General features: G+C 41.6%; 22 protein-coding genes and 1 tRNA gene. 16 read left to right on the forward strand and 7 right to left on the reverse strand.

The genetic code is table 11. From position 1 onward, the window contains the following. Positions 1-5 precede the first annotated feature (5 nt). Complete coding sequence (locus LRA01S_RS00525; protein WP_096824014.1) at positions 6-881, forward strand: YitT family protein; 876 nt, start codon at positions 6-8, stop codon at positions 879-881. Between the two features lie 280 nt (positions 882-1,161). After that, on the forward strand, positions 1,162-2,028 hold the full coding sequence (locus tag LRA01S_RS00530) for a YitT family protein (protein WP_061773703.1): 867 nt from the start codon (positions 1,162-1,164) through the stop codon (positions 2,026-2,028). 145 nt (positions 2,029-2,173) lie between these two features. Here LRA01S_RS00530 and LRA01S_RS10700 read toward each other — a convergent pair whose 3' ends face one another. The 3 genes from LRA01S_RS10700 to hslO all read right to left on the reverse strand — a co-directional run bounded on the left by LRA01S_RS10700 (position 2,174) and on the right by hslO (position 4,369). After that, entirely contained in the window at positions 2,174-2,278 is a 105-nt protein-coding gene (locus tag LRA01S_RS10700; protein WP_082785331.1) for a putative holin-like toxin, read from the reverse strand. Positions 2,279-2,517: 239 nt separating this feature from the next. After that, positions 2,518-3,507: a tRNA dihydrouridine synthase DusB gene (gene dusB, locus LRA01S_RS00535; RefSeq protein WP_061773704.1), complete on the reverse strand. Its 990-nt coding sequence runs from the start codon at positions 3,505-3,507 to the stop codon at positions 2,518-2,520. 1 nt (position 3,508) lies between these two features. Beyond that, a complete protein-coding gene (gene hslO / locus LRA01S_RS00540; RefSeq protein ID WP_061773705.1) occupies positions 3,509-4,369 on the reverse strand; it encodes an Hsp33 family molecular chaperone HslO in 861 nt (286 codons plus the stop codon). A 188-nt stretch (positions 4,370-4,557) separates the two neighbouring features. Between hslO and LRA01S_RS00545 the strand changes: the two genes are divergently transcribed. After that, complete coding sequence (locus LRA01S_RS00545) at positions 4,558-4,998, forward strand: DUF1810 domain-containing protein (RefSeq protein ID WP_061773706.1); 441 nt, start codon at positions 4,558-4,560, stop codon at positions 4,996-4,998. A gap of 413 nt (positions 4,999-5,411) precedes the next feature. On the opposite strand, the gene LRA01S_RS00550 is transcribed toward LRA01S_RS00545, so the two are convergent. After that, positions 5,412-6,845 (reverse strand): UDP-N-acetylmuramoyl-L-alanyl-D-glutamate--L-lysine ligase, encoded by a 1,434-nt coding sequence (locus LRA01S_RS00550; protein ID WP_061773707.1) that lies wholly within the window; start codon positions 6,843-6,845, stop codon positions 5,412-5,414. A 100-nt stretch (positions 6,846-6,945) separates the two neighbouring features. Here LRA01S_RS00550 and mutM point away from each other — a divergent pair, with 100 nt between their 5' ends. The 3 genes from mutM (at position 6,946) to spx (ending at position 9,650) form a co-directional block, all read left to right on the forward strand. Then, the gene (mutM, locus tag LRA01S_RS00555; RefSeq protein WP_061773708.1) at positions 6,946-7,779 is read left to right on the forward strand and encodes a DNA-formamidopyrimidine glycosylase; all 834 of its coding nucleotides are present in this window, start codon (positions 6,946-6,948) and stop codon (positions 7,777-7,779) included. 120 nt (positions 7,780-7,899) lie between these two features. Beyond that, positions 7,900-9,072, forward strand: coding sequence for a recombinase RecA (gene recA, locus LRA01S_RS00560; protein ID WP_061773709.1), 1,173 nt, complete (start codon positions 7,900-7,902; stop codon positions 9,070-9,072). Positions 9,073-9,251: 179 nt separating this feature from the next. Then, on the forward strand, positions 9,252-9,650 hold the full coding sequence (spx, locus tag LRA01S_RS00565) for a transcriptional regulator Spx (RefSeq protein WP_061773710.1): 399 nt from the start codon (positions 9,252-9,254) through the stop codon (positions 9,648-9,650). A 500-nt stretch (positions 9,651-10,150) separates the two neighbouring features. On the opposite strand, the gene LRA01S_RS00570 is transcribed toward spx, so the two are convergent. Further along, on the reverse strand, positions 10,151-10,348 hold the full coding sequence (locus LRA01S_RS00570) for a CsbD family protein (RefSeq protein WP_061773711.1): 198 nt from the start codon (positions 10,346-10,348) through the stop codon (positions 10,151-10,153). Between the two features lie 548 nt (positions 10,349-10,896). Here LRA01S_RS00570 and LRA01S_RS00575 point away from each other — a divergent pair. Genes LRA01S_RS00575 through rsmA form a run of 3 tightly spaced genes read left to right on the forward strand, consistent with a single transcriptional unit; the run spans position 10,897 to position 13,095 of the window. After that, a complete protein-coding gene (locus tag LRA01S_RS00575) occupies positions 10,897-11,667 on the forward strand; it encodes a TatD family hydrolase (RefSeq protein ID WP_061773712.1) in 771 nt (256 codons plus the stop codon). Further along, positions 11,660-12,232 carry a ribonuclease M5 gene (gene rnmV, locus LRA01S_RS00580; protein WP_061773713.1) on the forward strand — a complete coding sequence of 191 codons (573 nt, stop codon included), beginning with the start codon at positions 11,660-11,662 and terminating at the stop codon, positions 12,230-12,232. Before LRA01S_RS00575 ends, rnmV begins: the two co-directional genes overlap by 8 nt. Further along, a complete protein-coding gene (rsmA, locus tag LRA01S_RS00585; protein WP_061773714.1) occupies positions 12,223-13,095 on the forward strand; it encodes a 16S rRNA (adenine(1518)-N(6)/adenine(1519)-N(6))-dimethyltransferase RsmA in 873 nt (290 codons plus the stop codon). Before rnmV ends, rsmA begins: the two co-directional genes overlap by 10 nt. A 31-nt stretch (positions 13,096-13,126) precedes the next feature. On the opposite strand, the gene LRA01S_RS00590 is transcribed toward rsmA, so the two are convergent. Continuing rightward, complete coding sequence (locus tag LRA01S_RS00590; protein WP_061773715.1) at positions 13,127-13,570, reverse strand: GNAT family N-acetyltransferase; 444 nt, start codon at positions 13,568-13,570, stop codon at positions 13,127-13,129. Between the two features lie 300 nt (positions 13,571-13,870). Between LRA01S_RS00590 and LRA01S_RS00595 the strand changes: the two genes are divergently transcribed. The 3 genes from LRA01S_RS00595 to LRA01S_RS00605 all read left to right on the forward strand — a co-directional run bounded on the left by LRA01S_RS00595 (position 13,871) and on the right by LRA01S_RS00605 (position 16,981). Next, positions 13,871-14,260, forward strand: a complete 390-nt coding sequence (locus LRA01S_RS00595) for a hypothetical protein (RefSeq protein ID WP_061773716.1) — start codon at positions 13,871-13,873, stop codon at positions 14,258-14,260. 135 nt (positions 14,261-14,395) lie between these two features. Beyond that, positions 14,396-15,523, forward strand: a complete 1,128-nt coding sequence (locus tag LRA01S_RS00600; protein WP_061773717.1) for an AI-2E family transporter — start codon at positions 14,396-14,398, stop codon at positions 15,521-15,523. Between the two features lie 102 nt (positions 15,524-15,625). Then, positions 15,626-16,981 carry a hemolysin family protein gene (locus LRA01S_RS00605; protein ID WP_061773718.1) on the forward strand — a complete coding sequence of 452 codons (1,356 nt, stop codon included), beginning with the start codon at positions 15,626-15,628 and terminating at the stop codon, positions 16,979-16,981. 112 nt (positions 16,982-17,093) lie between these two features. On the opposite strand, the gene LRA01S_RS00610 is transcribed toward LRA01S_RS00605, so the two are convergent. Next, positions 17,094-17,176, reverse strand: a tRNA-Leu gene (locus LRA01S_RS00610). Positions 17,177-17,398: 222 nt separating this feature from the next. On the opposite strand from LRA01S_RS00610, the gene LRA01S_RS00615 reads away from it, so the two are divergent. The 4 genes from LRA01S_RS00615 to LRA01S_RS00630 are packed head-to-tail and all read left to right on the forward strand — an operon-like array spanning position 17,399 to position 19,940. Next, positions 17,399-17,875: a PTS sugar transporter subunit IIB gene (locus tag LRA01S_RS00615; RefSeq protein ID WP_061773719.1), complete on the forward strand. Its 477-nt coding sequence runs from the start codon at positions 17,399-17,401 to the stop codon at positions 17,873-17,875. Between the two features lie 23 nt (positions 17,876-17,898). Continuing rightward, the gene (locus LRA01S_RS00620; protein ID WP_061773720.1) at positions 17,899-18,699 is read left to right on the forward strand and encodes a PTS mannose/fructose/sorbose/N-acetylgalactosamine transporter subunit IIC; all 801 of its coding nucleotides are present in this window, start codon (positions 17,899-17,901) and stop codon (positions 18,697-18,699) included. After that, on the forward strand, positions 18,692-19,510 hold the full coding sequence (locus LRA01S_RS00625) for a PTS system mannose/fructose/sorbose family transporter subunit IID (RefSeq protein ID WP_061773721.1): 819 nt from the start codon (positions 18,692-18,694) through the stop codon (positions 19,508-19,510). The genes LRA01S_RS00620 and LRA01S_RS00625 overlap by 8 nt, the downstream gene beginning before the upstream one ends. 1 nt (position 19,511) lies before the next feature. Further along, positions 19,512-19,940 carry a PTS sugar transporter subunit IIA gene (locus LRA01S_RS00630; protein WP_061773722.1) on the forward strand — a complete coding sequence of 143 codons (429 nt, stop codon included), beginning with the start codon at positions 19,512-19,514 and terminating at the stop codon, positions 19,938-19,940. The last annotated feature ends 27 nt before the right edge of the window (positions 19,941-19,967 follow it).

The following is a 19,967-nucleotide window of genomic DNA, read 5'->3' on the forward strand; positions in this document are numbered from 1 at the left end:
CTCCTATGATTAACGTGATCAAAAATATATCTATTGAAAAACTGATGTATAAGCTTTCGGCATCAGTCGTCTACGCGATTCTTTCTGCAGTTGCCCTGAATTTCTTCTTTCAGCCTGGTCATGTTTATTCCAGCGGGATTACAGGTCTAGCGCAGATTTTCACGACCCTATCTTATAAACTGTTGGGCCATGATATCCCCGTCTCTATCACCTTGTACTTGCTGAATCTACCTTTACTCGTTTTGGCCTGGTTAAAAATCGGTAAACGCTTCACCATTTATACGGTGATCACGGTTACTTTAAGCTCGATCTTCATTCATGCCATCCCTGAGTACACCATGACGACAGATCCGATTATCAATTCGATCTTCGGTGGTGCTGTGATGGGTGCTGGGATTGGCTACGCCTTGCGCAGTGGGATTTCTAGTGGCGGGACAGATATCGTCAGTCTCTATATCCGAAAGAAAACAGGCCGCCAAGTCGGTAACATTAGCCTTTTGTTTAATGGTGTCATTGTCATCATCGCAGGTGTGCTTTTCGGTTGGCAATATATGTTCTATTCACTGCTAACAATTTTTGTGTCAAGCCGTGTGACCGATGCTATCTACACCAAGCAACGTAAGATGCAAGCCACCATTATCACTAAGCATCCGGTAGAAATTACCCAGGCCTTACACCAAAAACTACATCGTGGCGTAACAGTGGTGAACTCAGCCGAGGGTGGGTATACACGTGCTAATATGACACTTTTGATCACGATTATTACGCAAGCCGAATATCAGGAATTCAAATACATCATGAAAGAAACTGATCCAACGGCTTTTGTCTCGATTGCTGAAAACGTCAAAGTTCTAGGACGTTTCGTTGAAGACGACAATTAAAAAATAAAAGATAAGGCTCAGCACTTTGATAAGATTGTGACACACCATCACAGTCTTATTTTTTGAAACCTAACAAGAAATTTTGAGCGGCAGAAGATCGTGAATGACCCTGCTTGGCAGGAGCGCAAGCGGAAGTCAAGTTTCAAGCTTTCAGGAAGAGAAACCGCAGAAAGCCTTTGAGCGGCCGAAGATCGCGAATGACCCTGCTTGGCAGGAGCGCAAGCGGAAGTCAAGTTTCAAGATTTCACGAAGTGAAATCGCAGAAAGAAAGAAAAAATAGATGAATAAAGAAGTCAAATTTCACCCCCTAAATTTCTTGATGATTGCACTGGGGACGGCAACTTATGCCTTCGGTTTTGTTAATTTTAACATGGTCAACCATCTAGCAGAAGGCGGTGTCAGCGGGATCACCTTGATTTTCCATGCCCTATTTAAAATCAATCCAGCCTATACACAAATCTTACTCAACATCCCCTTGTTTATCCTAGGGGTGAAAATTTTTGGTAAACGGGGCATGATCTATACGATTCATGGCACCGTCTGCCTATCCATTTTCATCTGGCTTTTTCAGCGCATGAGCATGTCAATCGACCTCGCGCATGATACCTTGATCGCAGCGCTTCTCGCAGGTATTTTTGCAGGGATTGGCGGTGGTATCGTCTTTCGATTTGGCGGAACCACCGGTGGCGGCGATATCATTGGCCGTTATTTTGAGCAGAAAAAAGGTTTCGCCCTCGGTCAAACCCTCTTCGTTTTTGACATTCTCGTCCTCACTTTATCCCTATCCTACATCGACATTCAACACATGATGTACACCGTCATTGCGAGCTTCGTCTTTAGTCAAGTCGTTGCCGTCGTGCAAAATGGTGGGTACACCGTGCGAGGGATGCTGATTATTAGTAGCAAGTACGCAGCAATCAGCCAAAAAATCACGGATGAAATCGGTCGTGGTGCAACCTACCTAAAGGCAGAAGGGGTCTACTCAGGCCAAGACACCAAAGTTATCTATGTTGTCTTAAGTCCTATCCAAGTCCAAGCAGTCAAGGGTATCCTAGCAGAAATAGACCCCGATGCTTTTGTTTCCATCATCAATGTTCATGAAGTGATTGGTAGTGGCTTTACCTATACAGAAGACTTGAATTTATAAGTTTTGACAAATATTTTTACAATTGCTATAATGAAAGTATAAAAAGAGCATGTGCTGATTACACATGCTCCCAGTAGAACCGTTTAAGACGGTAGCTGTTAATTAGTTAAAAATAACCGTTTAACTGGCTAAAGTTATAGGACGGTTATTTTTTTTCGTCATGATTATGTAGTTTCACAACTAAGCCAATCAAAGCAATGGTAAACATACCAAAGCTAAATAGGACTTGAATTGTTTCAAATGCTGACAAACAGGCATCTCCCTTCTGTAGATTTGATTACTTACTTGCATAAGCATCACCTCCATTTCAAGATAGCCACCGTCTTAACTTTTCTACTCATTCCAGTATAGCATATCAAATTAAAATCTTATGTTTTAAACACGAGTTAAAATAACACTTTTATAAAATTGAGTTTAGAGAAAAATCTAGTACAGGTAAGCATAGCTAAAACAAAAGGACATTTGTCAACGACAGATGTCCTTTTAATATCAAAAAAGTTTCATATAATCATCAAAGATGCCAGAAATTTCAGCAGCAGAATTGGCTTGATTGATGGCAACCTTAACCTTGGCAGCACGAGGTGCCCCTTTGAGGTAGTAAGCCGCGTGTTGGCGGAACTCACGTGAACCATTTTCGTCACCTTTGAGTTCAGTCAGGCGCGTTAAGTGAACCTTGGCCGTCTCGATTTTCTCAGCAACGCTTGGCTCAGGCATCTCCTCACCAGTAGCTAGATAATGGGCAGTCCGTTTCAGCATCCAGGGGTTACCAAGTGCTGCACGCCCGATCATCACAGCATCGACACCCGTCTCATCCAGCATGCGCTTGGCATCTTCAGGCGTTTTAACATCGCCGTTCCCGATAAAAGGAATGGTCATCTTGCTTGCGACCTTGGCAAGCCAATCCCAGTCAGCCTTGCCTTCATACATCTGTGCTTTCGTCCGACCATGCATGGCAACGGCAGCAGCACCCGCTTTTTCAGCAGCTAGCGCGTTTTCGACGGCGAAAAGGTGATCATTATCCCAGCCTAGACGCATCTTAACCGTTAAAGGTAAGTCGATAGCAGATGAAACGGCAGATACCACGTCATACACTTTATTAGGGTCTAGCAGGAGGCGAGAACCAGATTCGTTTTTAGTGACCTTAGGGACAGGGCAACCCATGTTAATGTCGATAATGTCAGCGGTTGTATGCTCTTGGACAAATTTCGCAGCTTCCACCAAAGTCTCAGCATCGCCACCAAAAATCTGAATCGACAAGGGATTTGGTACGCCATCAAAATCAAGCATTGATAGAGTTTTGGCATTGCGATGCTCAATTCCCTTATCAGAAATCATTTCAGTGACCACAAGGCCTGCACCAAATTCTTTAGCGAGGCTGAGAAACGCTTTGTTATTGATGCCAGCCATCGGGGCGAGCACGATGCGGTTTTTGATGTCAATGTCCCCGATTTTCCAGGGTATATCGTATGTATTCGTCATGTTATATCAGTTCTTTCAAATCATTTTCTGAAAAATTGTAGACTGTTTCACAGAACTGACAAATGACTTCAGCCCCGTGATTTTCAGTAATCAATTTTTCAACTTCTATTTTGCCAAGGCCTTGGATACCGTCAGCAAACCGTTCTTTAGAGCAATCGCAGTGGAAAGCCAGAGGCGATTCTGCCAATATTTTGTATTGGTCTTTCCCGTAAATGGCGTCTAAAATGGCTTTAGAGTGGTCATGTGAGCGCAAGAGTTTTGAAATAGCAGGCATGTTCTGGATGCGCGTTTCAAAAGCTGCGATTTCAGCCTCAGGTGCATCAGGCATGACTTGGACTAAAAAACCGCCGGCAACATGGACAGACTCATCTTCGTTGAGCAAAACATTCAAGCCAACAGCAGAAGGTGTTTGCTCAGAAGTTGTCAGGTAGTAAGCCAAGTCTTCACCAATCTCACCAGAAATCAAAGGTGTTTGCCCCGTATAAGGCGTTTTCAAGCCCATGTCTTTAACGACAGAAAACCAGCCTTGACCGACTAAATCGCCGACTAAGACTTCGCCAGTCGAGCCACGTTTATAGTCCACATTAGGCTCTTTAATATAACCTTTGACATTGCCACGTGTGTCTGCGACCGCAATGATACTCGTGATGGCGCCATTACTTTGAACGCGCACGGTAATCGTATCGTCACCTTTTTGATTGGCACCTAAAATCTGCGCCGCAATCAAAGTCCGCCCAAGCGCAACCGTTGAGCTAGACCAGGTTTGATGCCGCTTTTGTGCCTCGCTAACCGTTTGTGTCGCTTCAAGCGCATAGGCTCTAAAATGTCCATTATTTGAGATTGTCTTGATTATCTTATCCATAAGCTATATTTTAACATAAATATGGTAGAGCTGCAGAGGAAGTGATTTTGAGAGATGGCTTCGGATGAAATAGCTGAAAATCCAAGTTAAGTCGCCATCTCCTAACGAAATGTCATGCCAAATCTAGTATAATAGACATAAAATCAGTTGCTATTAACAGGAATAATAGAAGATGAGGAATTTAAAATATGGATGAGCAGAAATTTAACCTTGAGCGTTTTATCAAAGCACAAAAAGATGACTATGCCATTGCCTTGTCCGAGATCAAACAAGGTCGCAAGTCTAGCCATTGGATATGGTATATTTTCCCCCAACTTGATGGATTGGGACGAAGCACTCAAGCTCGATATTATAGTATATCTGGGCTGGATGAAGCAGTTGCCTATTATCACCACCCGATACTTGGTGCTCGATTAAAAGAAATATCGACTGCCCTGCTTGAGTTGGAAACAGATGATAGTGTTAAGGTGTTGGGCAAAATAGATGCTCTCAAATTAAAGTCTAGTATGACACTATTTAATTATGCAGCGCCTCATGAAGACATCTACCAAAAAGTACTGGATAAATTTTATGCTGGTGAAAAAGATACAGCTACTTTAAAGTTATTATGTCACTTTTCTGAAAAATAAAATCTGTACTGTTGTGGGCCTAATCTCCAAAGTTGAGAGTAATGCCATCATGATTTACTACCAAATTGGAATTGTTTCTGAGAAACAATACGAAATCGGTAAGAAATCCGTTGATTCTTTACCAAATTGGAATTGTTTCTGGGAAACAATACGAAATCGGTAAGAAATTCGCTCATTCTTTACCAAATTGGAATTGTTTCTACAAAGCAAAGCCAAATTAGCAGAAGCGCTATCACTATTATAAAAATAGACCAAATCGAGTAGACTGACTACTCGTTAAGCCTTGATGGTGATCAATCTTAGAAAAATAATGGTGAAAAACCGACTATAAATTGAAATAGAAAAAGCAAACTCGCACAATCAAAATTGATTGGATTAGTTTGCCTTTTCTTATAGTGACTGAAGTAATCTCTTTACAAATATTTCTCAGCTATCTTGCGGTCACCTGCATAAGGCTCACGCACACCATTGACGATTTGGTAGGCATCAACACCTTTACCAGCGATAATGACCGTATCATCAGCACCAGAAGTGCTAGCCATTGCCGTTCGAATCGCCGTCTCCCGATCAATGATAATCTGAACATCACGGGTCATATAACTCGCAATCTCACGCGCAATCTCAGCAGGATCCTCAAAATTCGGATCATCCGCAGTCAAAATCACCTCTATCTTAGGTAGCTGCTCCAAAAGCTCGCCCACACCTTGACGTCGACTCTCACCTTTATTTCCAGTCGTGCCCATCACAAGCACCACGCGCCCTGTCTGATGCGGCATCACCACATCAAGGAGCTTCTCTAAACTATCTGCATTATGCGCATAATCGACAAAAACCTTAGCACCATTGGCTTGCGTCAGCACCTCCATGCGCCCAGGCACAGTCGTCGCCGCCACACCCGCCTGCGCATCAGCCAAGCTCGCCCCCAGGTGAATGGTAGCTAGACTTGCAGCAAGGGCATTTTCTTGATTAAAACGGCCAATTAACTGAATCTCAAAATTTGTATCAAGGGCAGAAAAAGAGAAAGCTTCAGAGTTTGAAATCGGGTGCTCAGAACCCGCCCCATAAAAAGCAGTCTCGCCTGTTAACTCAGATTTAACAAAGTCAAAATGTGCAATCTCTGCATTAACCACTGCATAGCGTGAATTAGCTAGCAACTGACGCTTACAGTAGAAGTAGTCCTCAAAAGTCGGATGCTCGATAGGGCCGATATGGTCAGGCGAAATATTAAGGAAAACCCCGACATCAAAAGTTAGCCCATAAACACGTGCTGTTTTATAAGCCTGTGACGAGACTTCCATAACCAAATGCGTCATGCCATTACTAACAGCCTCACGCATCATCCGAAAGAGATCAAGACTTTCAGGTGTCGTCAGTTGTGATTTGAAAAAAGTCTCGCCATCAAGTGTTGTTTCCATGGTTGAAAACATAGCGGTTTTACCACCATTATGCGTATCCAAGATGTTTTTAGCAAAGTAAGCAGCAGTCGTTTTCCCTTTGGTTCCGGTAAAGGCCAGTGTTTTGAGGGCATCTTGTGGTTGGTCGTAGAAAGCCATGGCAATCAAACTCATGGCGTGCTTCACGTCATTGACGATGATGGCTGGAATCTCAACCTCATAATCTGTTTCAGACACATAAAAAGGAATGGCCAGATCCGCCAGAAATTCACGTTTGAAATTGAGTCCCTTGGCAAAAAAGAGGGTACTGTCTGTCACCTCACGACTATCATAAGAGAGTTGATGAAATGTCAGGTCCTGATGAGGCGCATTAAAATAGGCGCCATCAATGATGATGTCTCGGAAATTTTGATCTTGTTTTAAAATAGCTATCACAGTCTTTAAAGTTATCATGACTCTATTATAACTAATTTTTTGGTAAAATTGTTAAGGAGAGCGCAGATTAAATGATGATGCACAGAATCATCACTAAATGACAAGAAAAGGAAACACCATGCCAGAATTACCAGAAGTAGAAACCGTCAGACGCGGCCTTAATAAACTTGTTCGTGGTCAAAAAATCACGGCACTTCGAATTAACTATACTCGAATGATCAAGTCTGATTTGACGACTTTCAAAACCGATCTAATCAATCAAACCATTCAAGAAGTCAATCGCCGCGGCAAGTATTTGCTGTTTGAGCTAGGCGAGCAAACCCTAGTCAGTCATCTGCGTATGGAAGGGAAATGGCTGAGTTATCCCAGCACCGACATCCCAGATAACAAACATTTCCACGGCTTTTTCGACCTATCAAACGGCCAAACCCTCGTCTATCAAGACGTCCGAAAGTTCGGCACGCTAGAGCTCGTCAAAACATCCGAACTCAGTGGTTTCTTTAACCGCAAAAAAATTGGACCAGAACCAATAGAGGCGGATTTTGATTTAAAGAGGTTTAAGCATCAGCTCTCAGGCAGTCAGAAAAAGATCAAACCTTACTTATTGGATCAGTCTTTGGTGGCCGGTCTGGGCAACATCTATGTTGATGAGGTATTGTGGCTGGCCAAGATTCATCCGTCTGAAATCGCAAGACACTTATCACCCCACAAAGTAGCAGAGCTTAGACGTGCTGTCATCCATATCTTAGCAGAAGGCGTTAAGTACGGGGGGTCAACCATTCGTAGCTATAAAAATGCGCTGGGTCTTGATGGGACCATGCAGGATCACTTGCAAGTATATGGGAAAACAGGGCAGCCGTGTGCGCGATGTGGCGGGGCGATTGAGAAATTTAAGCTGTCGGGTCGAGGGACGCATTTTTGTCCCAAGTGTCAAAAATTGAAAAAAATTTGAGCAAGTTGGTGGTGCATTACGTATATAAAAGTAGATGGAAAAATGCTATAATAGGGTATTGTGAAAGTTTTGCAGCCTAGCTTGGTATAACTGGCTGTATATGAAACGAGGAGAGATACATTGGCAAAAAAAGCTAAGAAAAATTTAGATGATATTACGAAAAAATTTGGTGATGAGCGTGAGAAAGCCCTCAATGATGCCCTGAAAGTGATTGAAAAAGACTTCGGTAAAGGCGCTTTGATGCGTCTGGGTGATAAAGCAGAGCAAAAAGTTCAAGTCATGAGCTCGGGTTCTTTGGCGCTCGATATTGCTTTGGGTGTTGGTGGTTATCCTAAGGGGCGGATCATCGAAATCTACGGCCCAGAATCATCAGGTAAAACAACAGTTGCCCTTCACGCCGTGGCGCAAGCCCAAAAAGAAGGCGGTATTGCAGCCTTTATCGATGCGGAACATGCGCTTGATCCTGCTTACGCGGCAGCGCTTGGTGTCAACATTGATGAGCTTTTGCTCTCTCAACCAGATTCTGGTGAACAAGGCCTTGAGATTGCCGGTAAATTGATTGACTCAGGTGCCATTGACCTGGTTGTTATCGACTCAGTGGCAGCCCTTGTCCCACGTGCCGAAATCGATGGTGAAATCGGTGATTCTCACGTTGGTTTGCAAGCACGGATGATGTCACAAGCCATGCGTAAACTATCAGCATCCATTAATAAAACTAAAACAATCGCCATCTTTATCAACCAATTGCGTGAAAAAGTTGGGGTTATGTTCGGTAGTCCGGAAACAACACCTGGTGGTCGTGCCCTGAAATTCTACGCGTCTGTTCGTTTAGATGTCCGTGGTAACACACAAATTAAAGGTACTGGTGATGATAAAGACACTGCGATGGGTAAAGAAACGAAAATCAAAGTCGTGAAAAACAAGGTGGCACCACCCTTTAAAGTTGCAGAAGTTGAAATCATGTTCGGTGAAGGGATTTCTCAGACAGGCGAATTGGTTAAAATTGCAACTGACTTGGATATCATCAAAAAATCTGGCGCTTGGTTCTCTTATAACGATGAAAAGATCGGTCAAGGTTCTGAAAAAGCTAAACTTTACCTGAAAGAACATCCAGAAGTATTTGCTGAAATCGACCACAAAGTGCGTGAAAAATTCGGTTTGATTGCAGGGGAAACAACTGAAGGACAAACTGAAGAAAAAGCAGCGACTAAATCATCCAAAGCGAAAAAAGAAACAGCAGCAGAATCTGAATTGGTATCGCTTGAGTTGGACACGATTGAAATCGAAGAATAAGGGTTAATTATGGTAAAAAACTAAATAAATAATAAGTTTTTTAGGAGTAACTGTTAATTATTGCTTTAAAAAGTGAAGTTTTTATGGAATAGGTCTTTTGACTGATGACAAAATATGTTATAATTGATATCATATAAATAACATGAAATGCGTTAGAAATACCAACACGGAGGTCAATTATGATAACAATTTACACAGCGCCATCCTGCACAAGTTGTAAGAAGGCTAAGCTATGGTTGGACCAGCATGACATTTCCTTTGATGAGAGAAATATTATGTCATACCCTTTATCAACAGATGAGGTCAAACATATTTTAGAAAAATGTGATGATGGCATTGAATCTTTGATTTCAAATCGGAATCGGTTTGTGAAGTCATTGAATGTTGATTTTGAAGAACTCTCATTGTCAGAAGCTGTCACGATCATTTCTGAAAATCCACAAATTCTACGTCGTCCGATTATCATGGATGACAAACGCCTACACATTGGTTATAATGAAGAAGAAATTCGTGCCTTTTTACCACGTAGTGTGCGTGTTTTAGAGAATGATGGGCTGCGTTTGCGTGACGCCATTTAAAAAAGTATTAAAATTGATGAAACTGTCCAGGATTAACTGGGCAGTTTTTTTGATGACTGAGCTGTTGACTAGATATATGGCGAAGGAAGTGACAAAATCCTCAGTCAATGAAAAAAGCAAACAAGGCAGTCAAAAATTGATTATGTTAGATTGCTTTTTCATTTTTATTTCGCAGATGGAATATTAATTTGGTATAGAATCAACGGATTTCCTACCGATTTTGTATTGTTTCTTACAATTGATCAGGATTCTTTGCAATTTGTCGAATCCTTCAGGGGCATATTTTTGATAACTGAAATGTTGACTCCGAAATGCGGCACAGAAAAAGACAAGCATTTGCTTGTCTCATCATACCTTACTGTTAAAGTTGATTGTAAATCTTTTTTGCTTTAGTTGATGTGTTTCTCAAGACAACAAATCATGATTTGCTGTCAGGCATCACGCTCGGCATGAGGACGGATAGTGACATCTAAAAGATGTCATTAAGTCTGATGGTGAGATCAATCGTGGTCAATTTTTTCCTTGATTTTTTCAACACCATCTTCAACAGCTTCTTTAACATCAGAAGCTGTTTCTTTTACTTTGCCAATCGCTTGATTCAGCAAGCCTTCAGCTTTTTTCTTGTTATCACCAGTAACAGTACCAGCGACTTCTTCTGCTTTACCTTTTAATTTATCAACAGTTCCTTTATCAGACATAGTGTTCTCCTTATAAGATATTGAGCTATAGCTCAGCTTAATGATGGTTACATCATGGGTAACGTTTAGTTTTTTTTGAAAATATTTTTTATCTATGAATAAGCGACTATTGGTTAAGTAGGCAATAGTCGTTCTTTATTGAGAAAAAATAAGCCGCAAGGTGACTAATTTATGCTTTGGAAACAAAAACAATAACAGTAAGGTGAGTAGACTTTAGAGCGTTAAAATTACTTTTAACTGACTCCTCCCCGTCCTCAAGGCTAGTATAGCATAGTTTAAAAAGAAAGACAAATTAGAGAACTGGTTTTTGACTGCCTATTATAGTTAATGATTTTTATCTAAATCACATCTTAAAAATATCAGGCAAGATAAGATTTTTAAGGCTGAGGTCAAAAGGAGTCGCAAATAAATGATATAATAGAAGGAGTAGCTCCTGAAGCTTGTCGAGTGTTTCATGAGAAAATTGTCAATTAAAGTTGGCATTGGAACAAAGTAACCCCAGACTAAGGAACAATCTCAAGCATCAGAAATAGAGAACGGAGAAGAACTTGATATTTGATACACATACTCACTTAAACGTTGCGAATTTTGCAGGTCGTGAAGCTGAGGAAATTGAGAAGGCGCGTGAATTTGGTGTAACCAAACTCAACATCGTAGGCTTTGACACCCAAACAATTGCGCAAAGCTTGGCTTTATCAGCAAGCTATGATAACCTGTATTCGACCATCGGCTGGCATCCGACAGAAGCAGGATCTTATACGCCAGAGATTGAAGCCATGATCATCGAACATTTGGCTAACCCTAAAGTGATTGCCCTAGGTGAGATTGGTTTAGACTACCACTGGATGGCAGATTCCAAAGAAGTACAAGCAGCAGTTTTCCGTAGTCAAATCCAGCTATCTAAAGCACATGACATACCCTTCGTCGTGCACACACGTGATGCTATGGCAGATACCTATGACATCATTAAGTCTGAAGGTGTTGGCCCACGTGGTGGCATCATGCACTCTTTTTCGGGTACCTATGAAGAAGCCAAGCAATTTTTAGACTTGGGGATGATGATTTCTTTCTCAGGTGTGGTGACCTTTAAAAAGGCATTGGATCTCCAAGAAGCAGCGGCTAAGTTACCACTCGATAAGCTCTTAGTTGAAACAGATGCCCCCTATCTTGCGCCCATGCCCTTTAGGGGCCGTGAAAATACACCTGCCTATACCAAGTTTGTCGTCGAAAAAATCGCTGAACTCCGTGGTATCTCAGCGGCAGCAGTTGCCCAAGCGACCTATGACAACGCTATGAGGATATTTAACCTGCATGACTGATAAACGCAAAATTTCCGAAGTCGTCGTCGTCGAGGGCAAGGATGATACGGCTAACCTCAGACGCTTTTACGATGTCGACACCTACGAAACGCAAGGATCAGCGATTTCAGAAGACGATTTGGAGCGGATTGAGCGCCTAAACGATTTGCGCGGTGTGATCGTTTTTACCGACCCCGACCACAGTGGCGAACGCATTCGTCGCATCATCATGACCACCATCCCCACAGTCAAGCACGCCTTTCTCAACAGAGACGAGGCCAAGCCCAAATCGAAGACCAAAGGCCGTTCCCTTGGGGTGGAACATGCGAGTTATGATGATTTAGAGAAGGCCCTAGGGCACTTAACGTCGAATCTTGATGATGACACTGATTTTGATATCACGCATGGTGATTTGATTCGGCTTGGTTTAATCGGCCATACTGACAGCCGGCAAAGGCGAGAATATCTGGGTCAGACACTCAGAATTGGTTACAGCAATGCCAAACAACAGCTCAAACGCTTAGAATTGTTTGGCATCACCTTAGCAGAAGTTGAAAAAATAATGGAGAACTATACATGCATATAGCAGATTACCGCGTTACCAAAGCCATCCTAGACCGTCATGGCTTCTCATTCAAGAAAAGTTTGGGGCAAAATTTTCTGACGGATACAAATATCTTGCAAAAAATTGTCGATACAGCTGAGATCGACCGCAATGTCAACGTCATTGAAATCGGTCCTGGTATTGGTGCCTTGACTGAATTTATCGCTGAAAATGCGGCAGAAGTTATGGCTTTTGAAATCGACGACCGCCTGATTCCGATTTTGGCAGATACCCTTAGAGATTTCGACAATGTCACCGTGATCAATGAAGACGTCCTTAAAGCAGATTTACAGACGCACATCCGCAACTTCAAAAATCCTGACCTGCCCATCAAAGTCGTAGCGAATCTACCTTACTACATCACAACGCCAATCTTGATGCACCTGATCGAGAGTAAAATTCCCTTCACCGAGTTCGTCGTTATGATGCAAAAAGAAGTCGCTGACCGTATCTCAGCCGAGCCCAACACCAAAGCTTACGGCAGCCTATCTATCGCCGTTCAGTACTACATGACAGCCCAAGTTGCCTTCATCGTACCCAAAACAGTCTTTGTTCCAGCGCCTAACGTTGACTCTGCCATCCTCAAAATGACTCGGCGCGATGCGCCAATGGTAGAGGTTTCTGATGAAGATTTCTTTTTCAAAGTCGCAAAACTCGCCTTTCTCCACAGACGTAAAACGCTTTGGAACAATCTCCAGTCAGCCTTTGGAAAAACAGAAGAAGTCCGCGAACAACTCACACAAGCGCTCGAAGTTGTAGACATCTCCCCACAAATTCGAGGTGAAGCACTATCAATTCCAGAATTTGCTAAATTATCTGAGGCGCTCTTACCTTTAAAAAAATAAGACAAGAAAAAATAGTTTGACATCAAAATTGTCAAACTATTTTTTTCATAGCCACATGTTGAATACCAGCATCTAAGAAAATATCACCAAAAGATTCAAAACCTAACTTTTCATAGAAAGGGATAGCTTGTAATTGGGCGTGAAGTTCTACTAGTTTGAAGTGCTGAGATTGCAAAAAGTCTAGCACATGCAACATCAGCTCGTGTGCGTATCCCTGCCCTCGATAAGGTTTGAGCGTCGCGACACGTTGGATTAAAGCCTGCTCACCATTGGCCGAAGGCAAGATACGCAAGGTCGAAACGGCCGTCTCATCTTGATCATCGAGCTGTAAGATGAAGTGGATGGCATAGGCTTCGTCTTTGTCGATTTCGAGGGAGAGTGGGACTTGCTGTTCCTTGACGAAGACGGTGTTGCGGATTTTGAGTGACTGGACATAAACGTCGGATAAAGTATCGCGGGTTTGCTTGATTTTCATGGGTCTCCTATAGGATATATTCTATGTGATTTAACAAATAAGATGATTAGGGTAGCAGTAAACATGCTAAAGTTAAAAAGCTTGAATCTTATCAACTGCTGAAGAACTGACAACTCCTCTTATAAAATGGATAGTCAGTATCTTAACTTTTCTTCTGTTTTATTGTACCATAATGCTTAACTGAGTATCTGACTTGATCTTACTTAATTCAATAATACGCCGCATAAAATAACTTACATTTTTTAGAAAGCGTTTGCAACTTCAATGGAGAGTGGTATAATATATAAAGGAGGTAGTCAAATGATTCAGTTGAAAAGAAATTCATTCTATAATTTTTTCCCTTTGCTTTCTATTATCAGTCTAGCATCCATTCGATTGATAGAGTTAAATTATCCTTCAAGAGAGCCAGAACTATTTAGGCAATATTTATTTTTTAATATTTTATTTCCAGTTTTCTATTTGTTTCTTGTGGCATATTTAATTCCTTTATTTATGTCACTAAACTATCCCAAAAATGTAGCTCTTATATTAAACCTAGCTTGCTTTTTACTTATGATTGCTTACGTAGTTATCAGTCTATATTTTTTCTTTATTAAAAAAGATCCTGATTTATTACCACAAAAAATAGATATTTCTATAGGGGTTTTAGGAGGTGTACTTTTAGGAATTGCAACTGCAAATTCAGACTAAGATATTTATATCATAATATGCGTCCACTTCTTTTTGGAGAGGTGGGTAGTTTTTTTTTAGATGAAGAGAGTCGGTTATTTAAATAGAAATGGTATAATAAGTTATTCAGTAAAAATAAAAATCTTAGGGGGATACATGTTTAAAAGCTCGAAATTATTTTTTTGGACGATAGAGATACTGGCCGTTGTGGCCTTGATTTGGTTGATGACGCATATCAGTTTTGTCTTCAAACCGATCACCACCCTATTTTCACTTGTTTTCCTGCCTTTCATCATCGCAGGCTTTCTTTATTACGTCTTTAACCCACTCGTCTCTTATCTGGATAAAAAGTTCAAAATCAAGAGAATATGGGGTATTGTGCTCGTTTTCATCCTGATCATCGGCATCTTCGTCTATACCGTGATGTCACTGGTGCCAAGCATCATCACCCAACTATCTGACCTGATTGCGGCATCTGGCAACATCTACCCCGAGTTGCAAAAATGGTTGGAGAAATTATCAGAGAATCCAGCTTTTAGCGAAATTGACTTCAAGGCCCTGCTCAACAAAGCTAATATCAGCTACATGGATATCCTACAGAACTTACTATCTGGTGTGACGCTTAGTGTGTCTAACGTCGTTTCAGTTGTCTCAAAGATTTTAATGGTACTGGCTCTAGTGCCGGTCTTGCTTTTCTATATGTTGAAAGATGGCAAGGACATGCTACCATTTTTGAAAAAAACTGTTTTAAAATCAGACCGTCTTAATATCGTCGGTCTCTTAAATGATATGAACGGAACCATTTCTAAATTTATCAGTGGTGCGGCTATTGACTGTTTGTTTATCTTTGTGACAGTCTTTATCTCCTACTTAATTATAGGGATTCCTTATGCTTTCTTGTTTGCAGTTTTTGCGGCAGTGACGAACCTCATTCCCTATATCGGTCCTTATATTGGTGTGATACCGGTTATACTAACAGTTGCCTTTACTAATCCAGTTCAAGCGGCCATTGCCGTGGTTGTTGTTCTGACTTTGCAACAAATTGATGGGAATATCATCTACCCGAAAGTCGTGGGTTCAGCCGTTGAAGTCCATCCTGTGACCATTATGGTACTCATGCTTGTGGTTGGTAGCCTCTATGGGCTTGTTGGCATGTTAATCGCTGTGCCATTCTACTCGCTGGTCAAAGAAATCGTCAAATTCTCATGGCGCCTTTGGGAAAATCACAAAGCGGCACGACTGGATGCGACTGAAAACAAGAAGTATGATATAATAGAGAAATAATGTCTTGACTACCAGATTTTGAACGTGTTGCATTGGCATCGGTTCGGAAAATGGCAGCAGGCTTAATACTAATACTGAAAAAACATTGGAGGAACACAACTCATGCACCCTGACCCCGAAAGTCAGTCCTTATTATTTCAAATTGGTTTATTGATCGTTTTGACCATCATTAATGCCCTTTTCTCTGGCGCCGAAATGGCCCTTGTGTCAACGAGCCGTGCACGTGTTGAGCAAAGAGCTGCTGAAGGTGATAAGAAATATCAACAATTACTCGGCATTCTCAATCAACCGAGTAACTTTCTATCAACGATTCAAATCGGGATTACCTTGATCAATATCTTGTCAGGGGCAAGTTTAGCCGATACCTTGGCTTCAAAACTTGCACCTGTTCTGGGTGGGACGCCGGCAGCTAAAAACTTGGCATCAATCATCATTCTTGCTATCTTGACCTATGTCTCGATTGTTTTTGGTGAGCTTTATCCCAAACGGATCGCGCAAAATCTTAAGGAAAAATATGCTTTAGCGTCAGTCACTCCACTGAAAATTTTGGGTGGGATCATGAGTCCTTTCGTTTGGTTACTGGCCACATCAACCAATATCCTCAGTAAATTGACACCCATGACTTTTGACGATAATGCTGAGAACATGACGCGTGATGAGATTGAGTACATCTTAAATGCTGATAGTAGTGTTCTGGATGAGAACGAGCGTGAGATGTTGGCAGGTGTCTTCAGTCTGGATGAGCTCATGGCGCGTGAAATCATGGTACCAAGAACCGATGCTTTTATGATTGATATTAGCGAAGGAATCCATGACAATATCGCAGCCGTTCTCTCGCAGAACTACAGTAGAATTCCTGTCTATATTGATGATAAGGATAAGGTCGTGGGTGTTTTACATACCAAAACTTTATTGAAAAGTGCTTACGAAAAAGGTTTCGATCAGCTTGATTTACGACCAATTTTACAGGAACCACTCTTTGTTCCTGAAACGATTTTCGTCGACGATCTCTTGCGGGAACTCAAGAAAACGCAAAATCAAATGGCCATTTTGCTTAATGAGTATGGTGGCGTTGAAGGGATTGTGACCCTTGAAGACCTCTTAGAGGAGATTGTCGGTGAAATCGAAGATGAATCTGATATCGCTGAGAAAGATGTTTTCCAAATTAATGATCATATCTATATCGTCAAAGGCGGCTTGACTCTGAATGACTTTAATGAGTTTTTCGATACCTACCTAGAATCTGATGATGTTGATACCATTGCCGGTTATTTCATGGCGGGTATTGGTGCCATTCCAGGTGAAAAAGAACAAATTGACTATGACGTTGTGACTGAAAAAGACAACTTGACTTTAACTAGTCTAGAGGTTGATGGGACACGTCTCGTCAAATTACGTGTTACCTTCCATGACCAAGAAATTATTGAGGCCAATGAGAAGGATAGTGAAGATAAATAAGATTGAATCTGCGAGAGCAGATTTTTTTATTTTCACTGTTTAATGATACCTTCTAAATAAAAAACAGTCTAGAAATGCGGTTATCGCATCTCTAGACTGTTTTTTATTGTGATGCGGAGAAAGGGATTTGAACCCTCACACCCGTACGGATACATGCACCTGAAGCATGCGCGTCTGCCATTCCGCCACCTCCGCTCAACTATTCCATTATATCAAAAAAAGTGGGGAAAATGTCAGATAAAAGTTAAGTCAGATGGATGCCTTTTGCTGTGGGAAATTTCCTATTGCTTCGAACCCTTTACCTGTCAGATCAGCTGTTTCCCAAGGAAGCCAAAATCTATTGTAAACGTTTTCCTAAAAATCTATAATGAACATGTAAACGTAACCAATCAAGTTTAAACACAAAGGAGAAATAAGATGGGATTAGTATTAGCGAGAATAGACCAACGTCTGATTCATGGTATCGTCGTGACACAATGGACGGGGGCAACGAAAGCCAAGCGCTTAATGGTTGTTGATGATGAGGTCAGTCAAGACGAGGTGCAAAAATCAGCAATGCGGATGAGTAAGCCTGCTGGGACTGGGATGTCAATTATAGATACAGCGACAGCCATCAATAACTTTAATGCAGGTAAATATGAGGGGCACAATGTTTTACTACTTGTCCGTGAGCCAGCTACCTTACTAAAATTAGCTGAGGGTGGGGTTGCCATTCCTAAAGTCAACATCGGTATCATGTTTGATGGTCCAGATAAAACAACCGTCAAAAAAATGGTCGCAGTCAACGCACAAGAAGTGGCTGATTTGAAGGCATTAGAAGCTAAAGGCATTCCAGTGACTTTCCATTTCGTGCCTTCAGAAACAGAAGTATCTCTGGATACTTACATCAAGTAAAAAGAGAAAGAGAGTAAAAGAAAATGGAAATACTTCAAGCAATATTAATCATCGCCCTATCCTTTTGGATGGTGCTTGACCAACAAGGATTTGTGGTCGTAACTTGGTTCCCATCAATCGTTGGCTTAATCGCAGGGATCATCATGGGAGACATCGGAACTGCCATGGTGATTGCAGGAACCTTCCAACTCATGTCCTTAGGTGTTGCCAATATCGGAGGGTCATCTGTCCCTAACTATGGTCTTGCTACCGTGATTGGCGTCTATGTGGCAATCAGAACGACACATGATCTTGAACACGCCAAGGCTGTTGCTTTAGCAGTCGGTGTGCCAGTTGGGATGCTCGGTATCCAACTAGATGTTATCGCTAAAATCTTGTGTACTTCAGTGACGCACGCAGCACAAAAAGCTATGAATGCTGGCAAGTATGCCAAAATGAATCGCATCCTTTGGATTGGCCCACTGATTTTCGGCCTCTCAACAGCCCTACCAACAGCTCTTTTCATTATCTTTGGTGATAAAATTGTCAAGCTAATTTTGGAAGTTCTACCAGTTTGGTTTATCAACGGTTTAACCATCGCGGGTGGTTTGCTCCCAATCGTCGGGATTGCGTTATTGATGCAATTCATGCCTGTTAAGAAATATCTGACTTTCCTGATTATCGGGTTTGTGGTTTCAGCCTACCTGAACATGCCAATCCTAGGAATTTCACTTCTCGGTTTTGCCTTTGCTTACCATTTCTTTACGACAAAAATGAATGAACCCACAGCGACTGCCACAAATGGCGCAGGACAAGTAGAAGAAGGAGATGATTTCGATGAGTAATGAGCTTAAAACAACAGAAAAGTTGACAAAAAAAGATATTAACAATGCGGCATTGCGCTATATGTTTATGGCCTGCAATACCTTTAACTATGAAAATCAACAAGGACCGGCCGTTGTTTACGGCTTAAACAAGGCCTTGCGTAAAATACATCCAGATGACAAAGATTATCAAGCATCTTTGAACAGCCATTTTAACTATTTTAATACAACAACACCGATGGCCAATATCTTGCTGGGTGCCTCACTTGCTATGGAAGAGGCAGATGGTGCTGAGGCCATTGATACGGTTCAAAAGTTTAAAACGGGTATGATGGGACCTCTGGCTGGTGTCGGCGATACCTTGATCTGGGTGCTCTATCCAACCATTATGGGTTCTATTTCAGGCTACATGGGTTTGCAAGGCAATCCAATCGGTGCCATTATTTGGTTAGTTTGTAACTTCTTATTCCTACTCTTTCGTTTTAAGCTCTTCCATATCGGTCACACATCTGGGATTAAATTAGTCACAGCACTTGGTGATAAACTGAGTGTCTTTACCGAAGCAGCATCCATCATGGGTTTGACAGTTGTTGGAGCCTTGATTCCATCAGTTGTCCATGTCAATGTCCCGATTACCTTCAAAACAGGTAAGGTAAAATTGCCGATTCAAAGTGAGATTTTGGATAAAATCATGCCAGCCTTGATTCCTGCTGTCTTGACCTTTGTCATTTACAAGCTCATTGCCTCTAAAAAATTCAGTACAACGCAAATTATCTTTATCATTATTGCTTTTGCACTGGTTTGTTCGTTCTTTGGTATTTTAGGAGTATAAAATGGTCAAAAGAAAAATCATTATTGCCAGCCATAACAAATTGGCATTTGGTATGAAAGAAACCTTAGGCTATATCACAGGTGATGTAAGCCATGTCGTTGAAATTTCAGCTTACTTGGATAATACACCGGTAGATGAAGCAATTGAAGCCTCACTTGCGGATGTTTCAGCAGATGATGAAGTGATTATCTTGACAGATCTTCTCGGTGGATCTGTCAACCAAGCCTTCTTTCCCTACCTTAATCGCGAGCACTTTCATGTGATTACGGGGATGAATTTACCAGTGTTAATGTCCCTTGCCTTGCAACCAACGAATACCTATCTAGATGCTGCGACCATTCACCAAGCGATTGCTGAAGCACGGGAACAGTTAATTTATGTCAATGATTTTGTCGCAGCGATGGCTGTTGATGATGACGATGACGAATAAAGATGAATAATAAGTGAAAAAGAGGTG

This window comes from Pseudolactococcus raffinolactis NBRC 100932 (assembly GCF_001591765.1).
GTDB classification, from domain to species: domain Bacteria; phylum Bacillota; class Bacilli; order Lactobacillales; family Streptococcaceae; genus Pseudolactococcus; species Pseudolactococcus raffinolactis.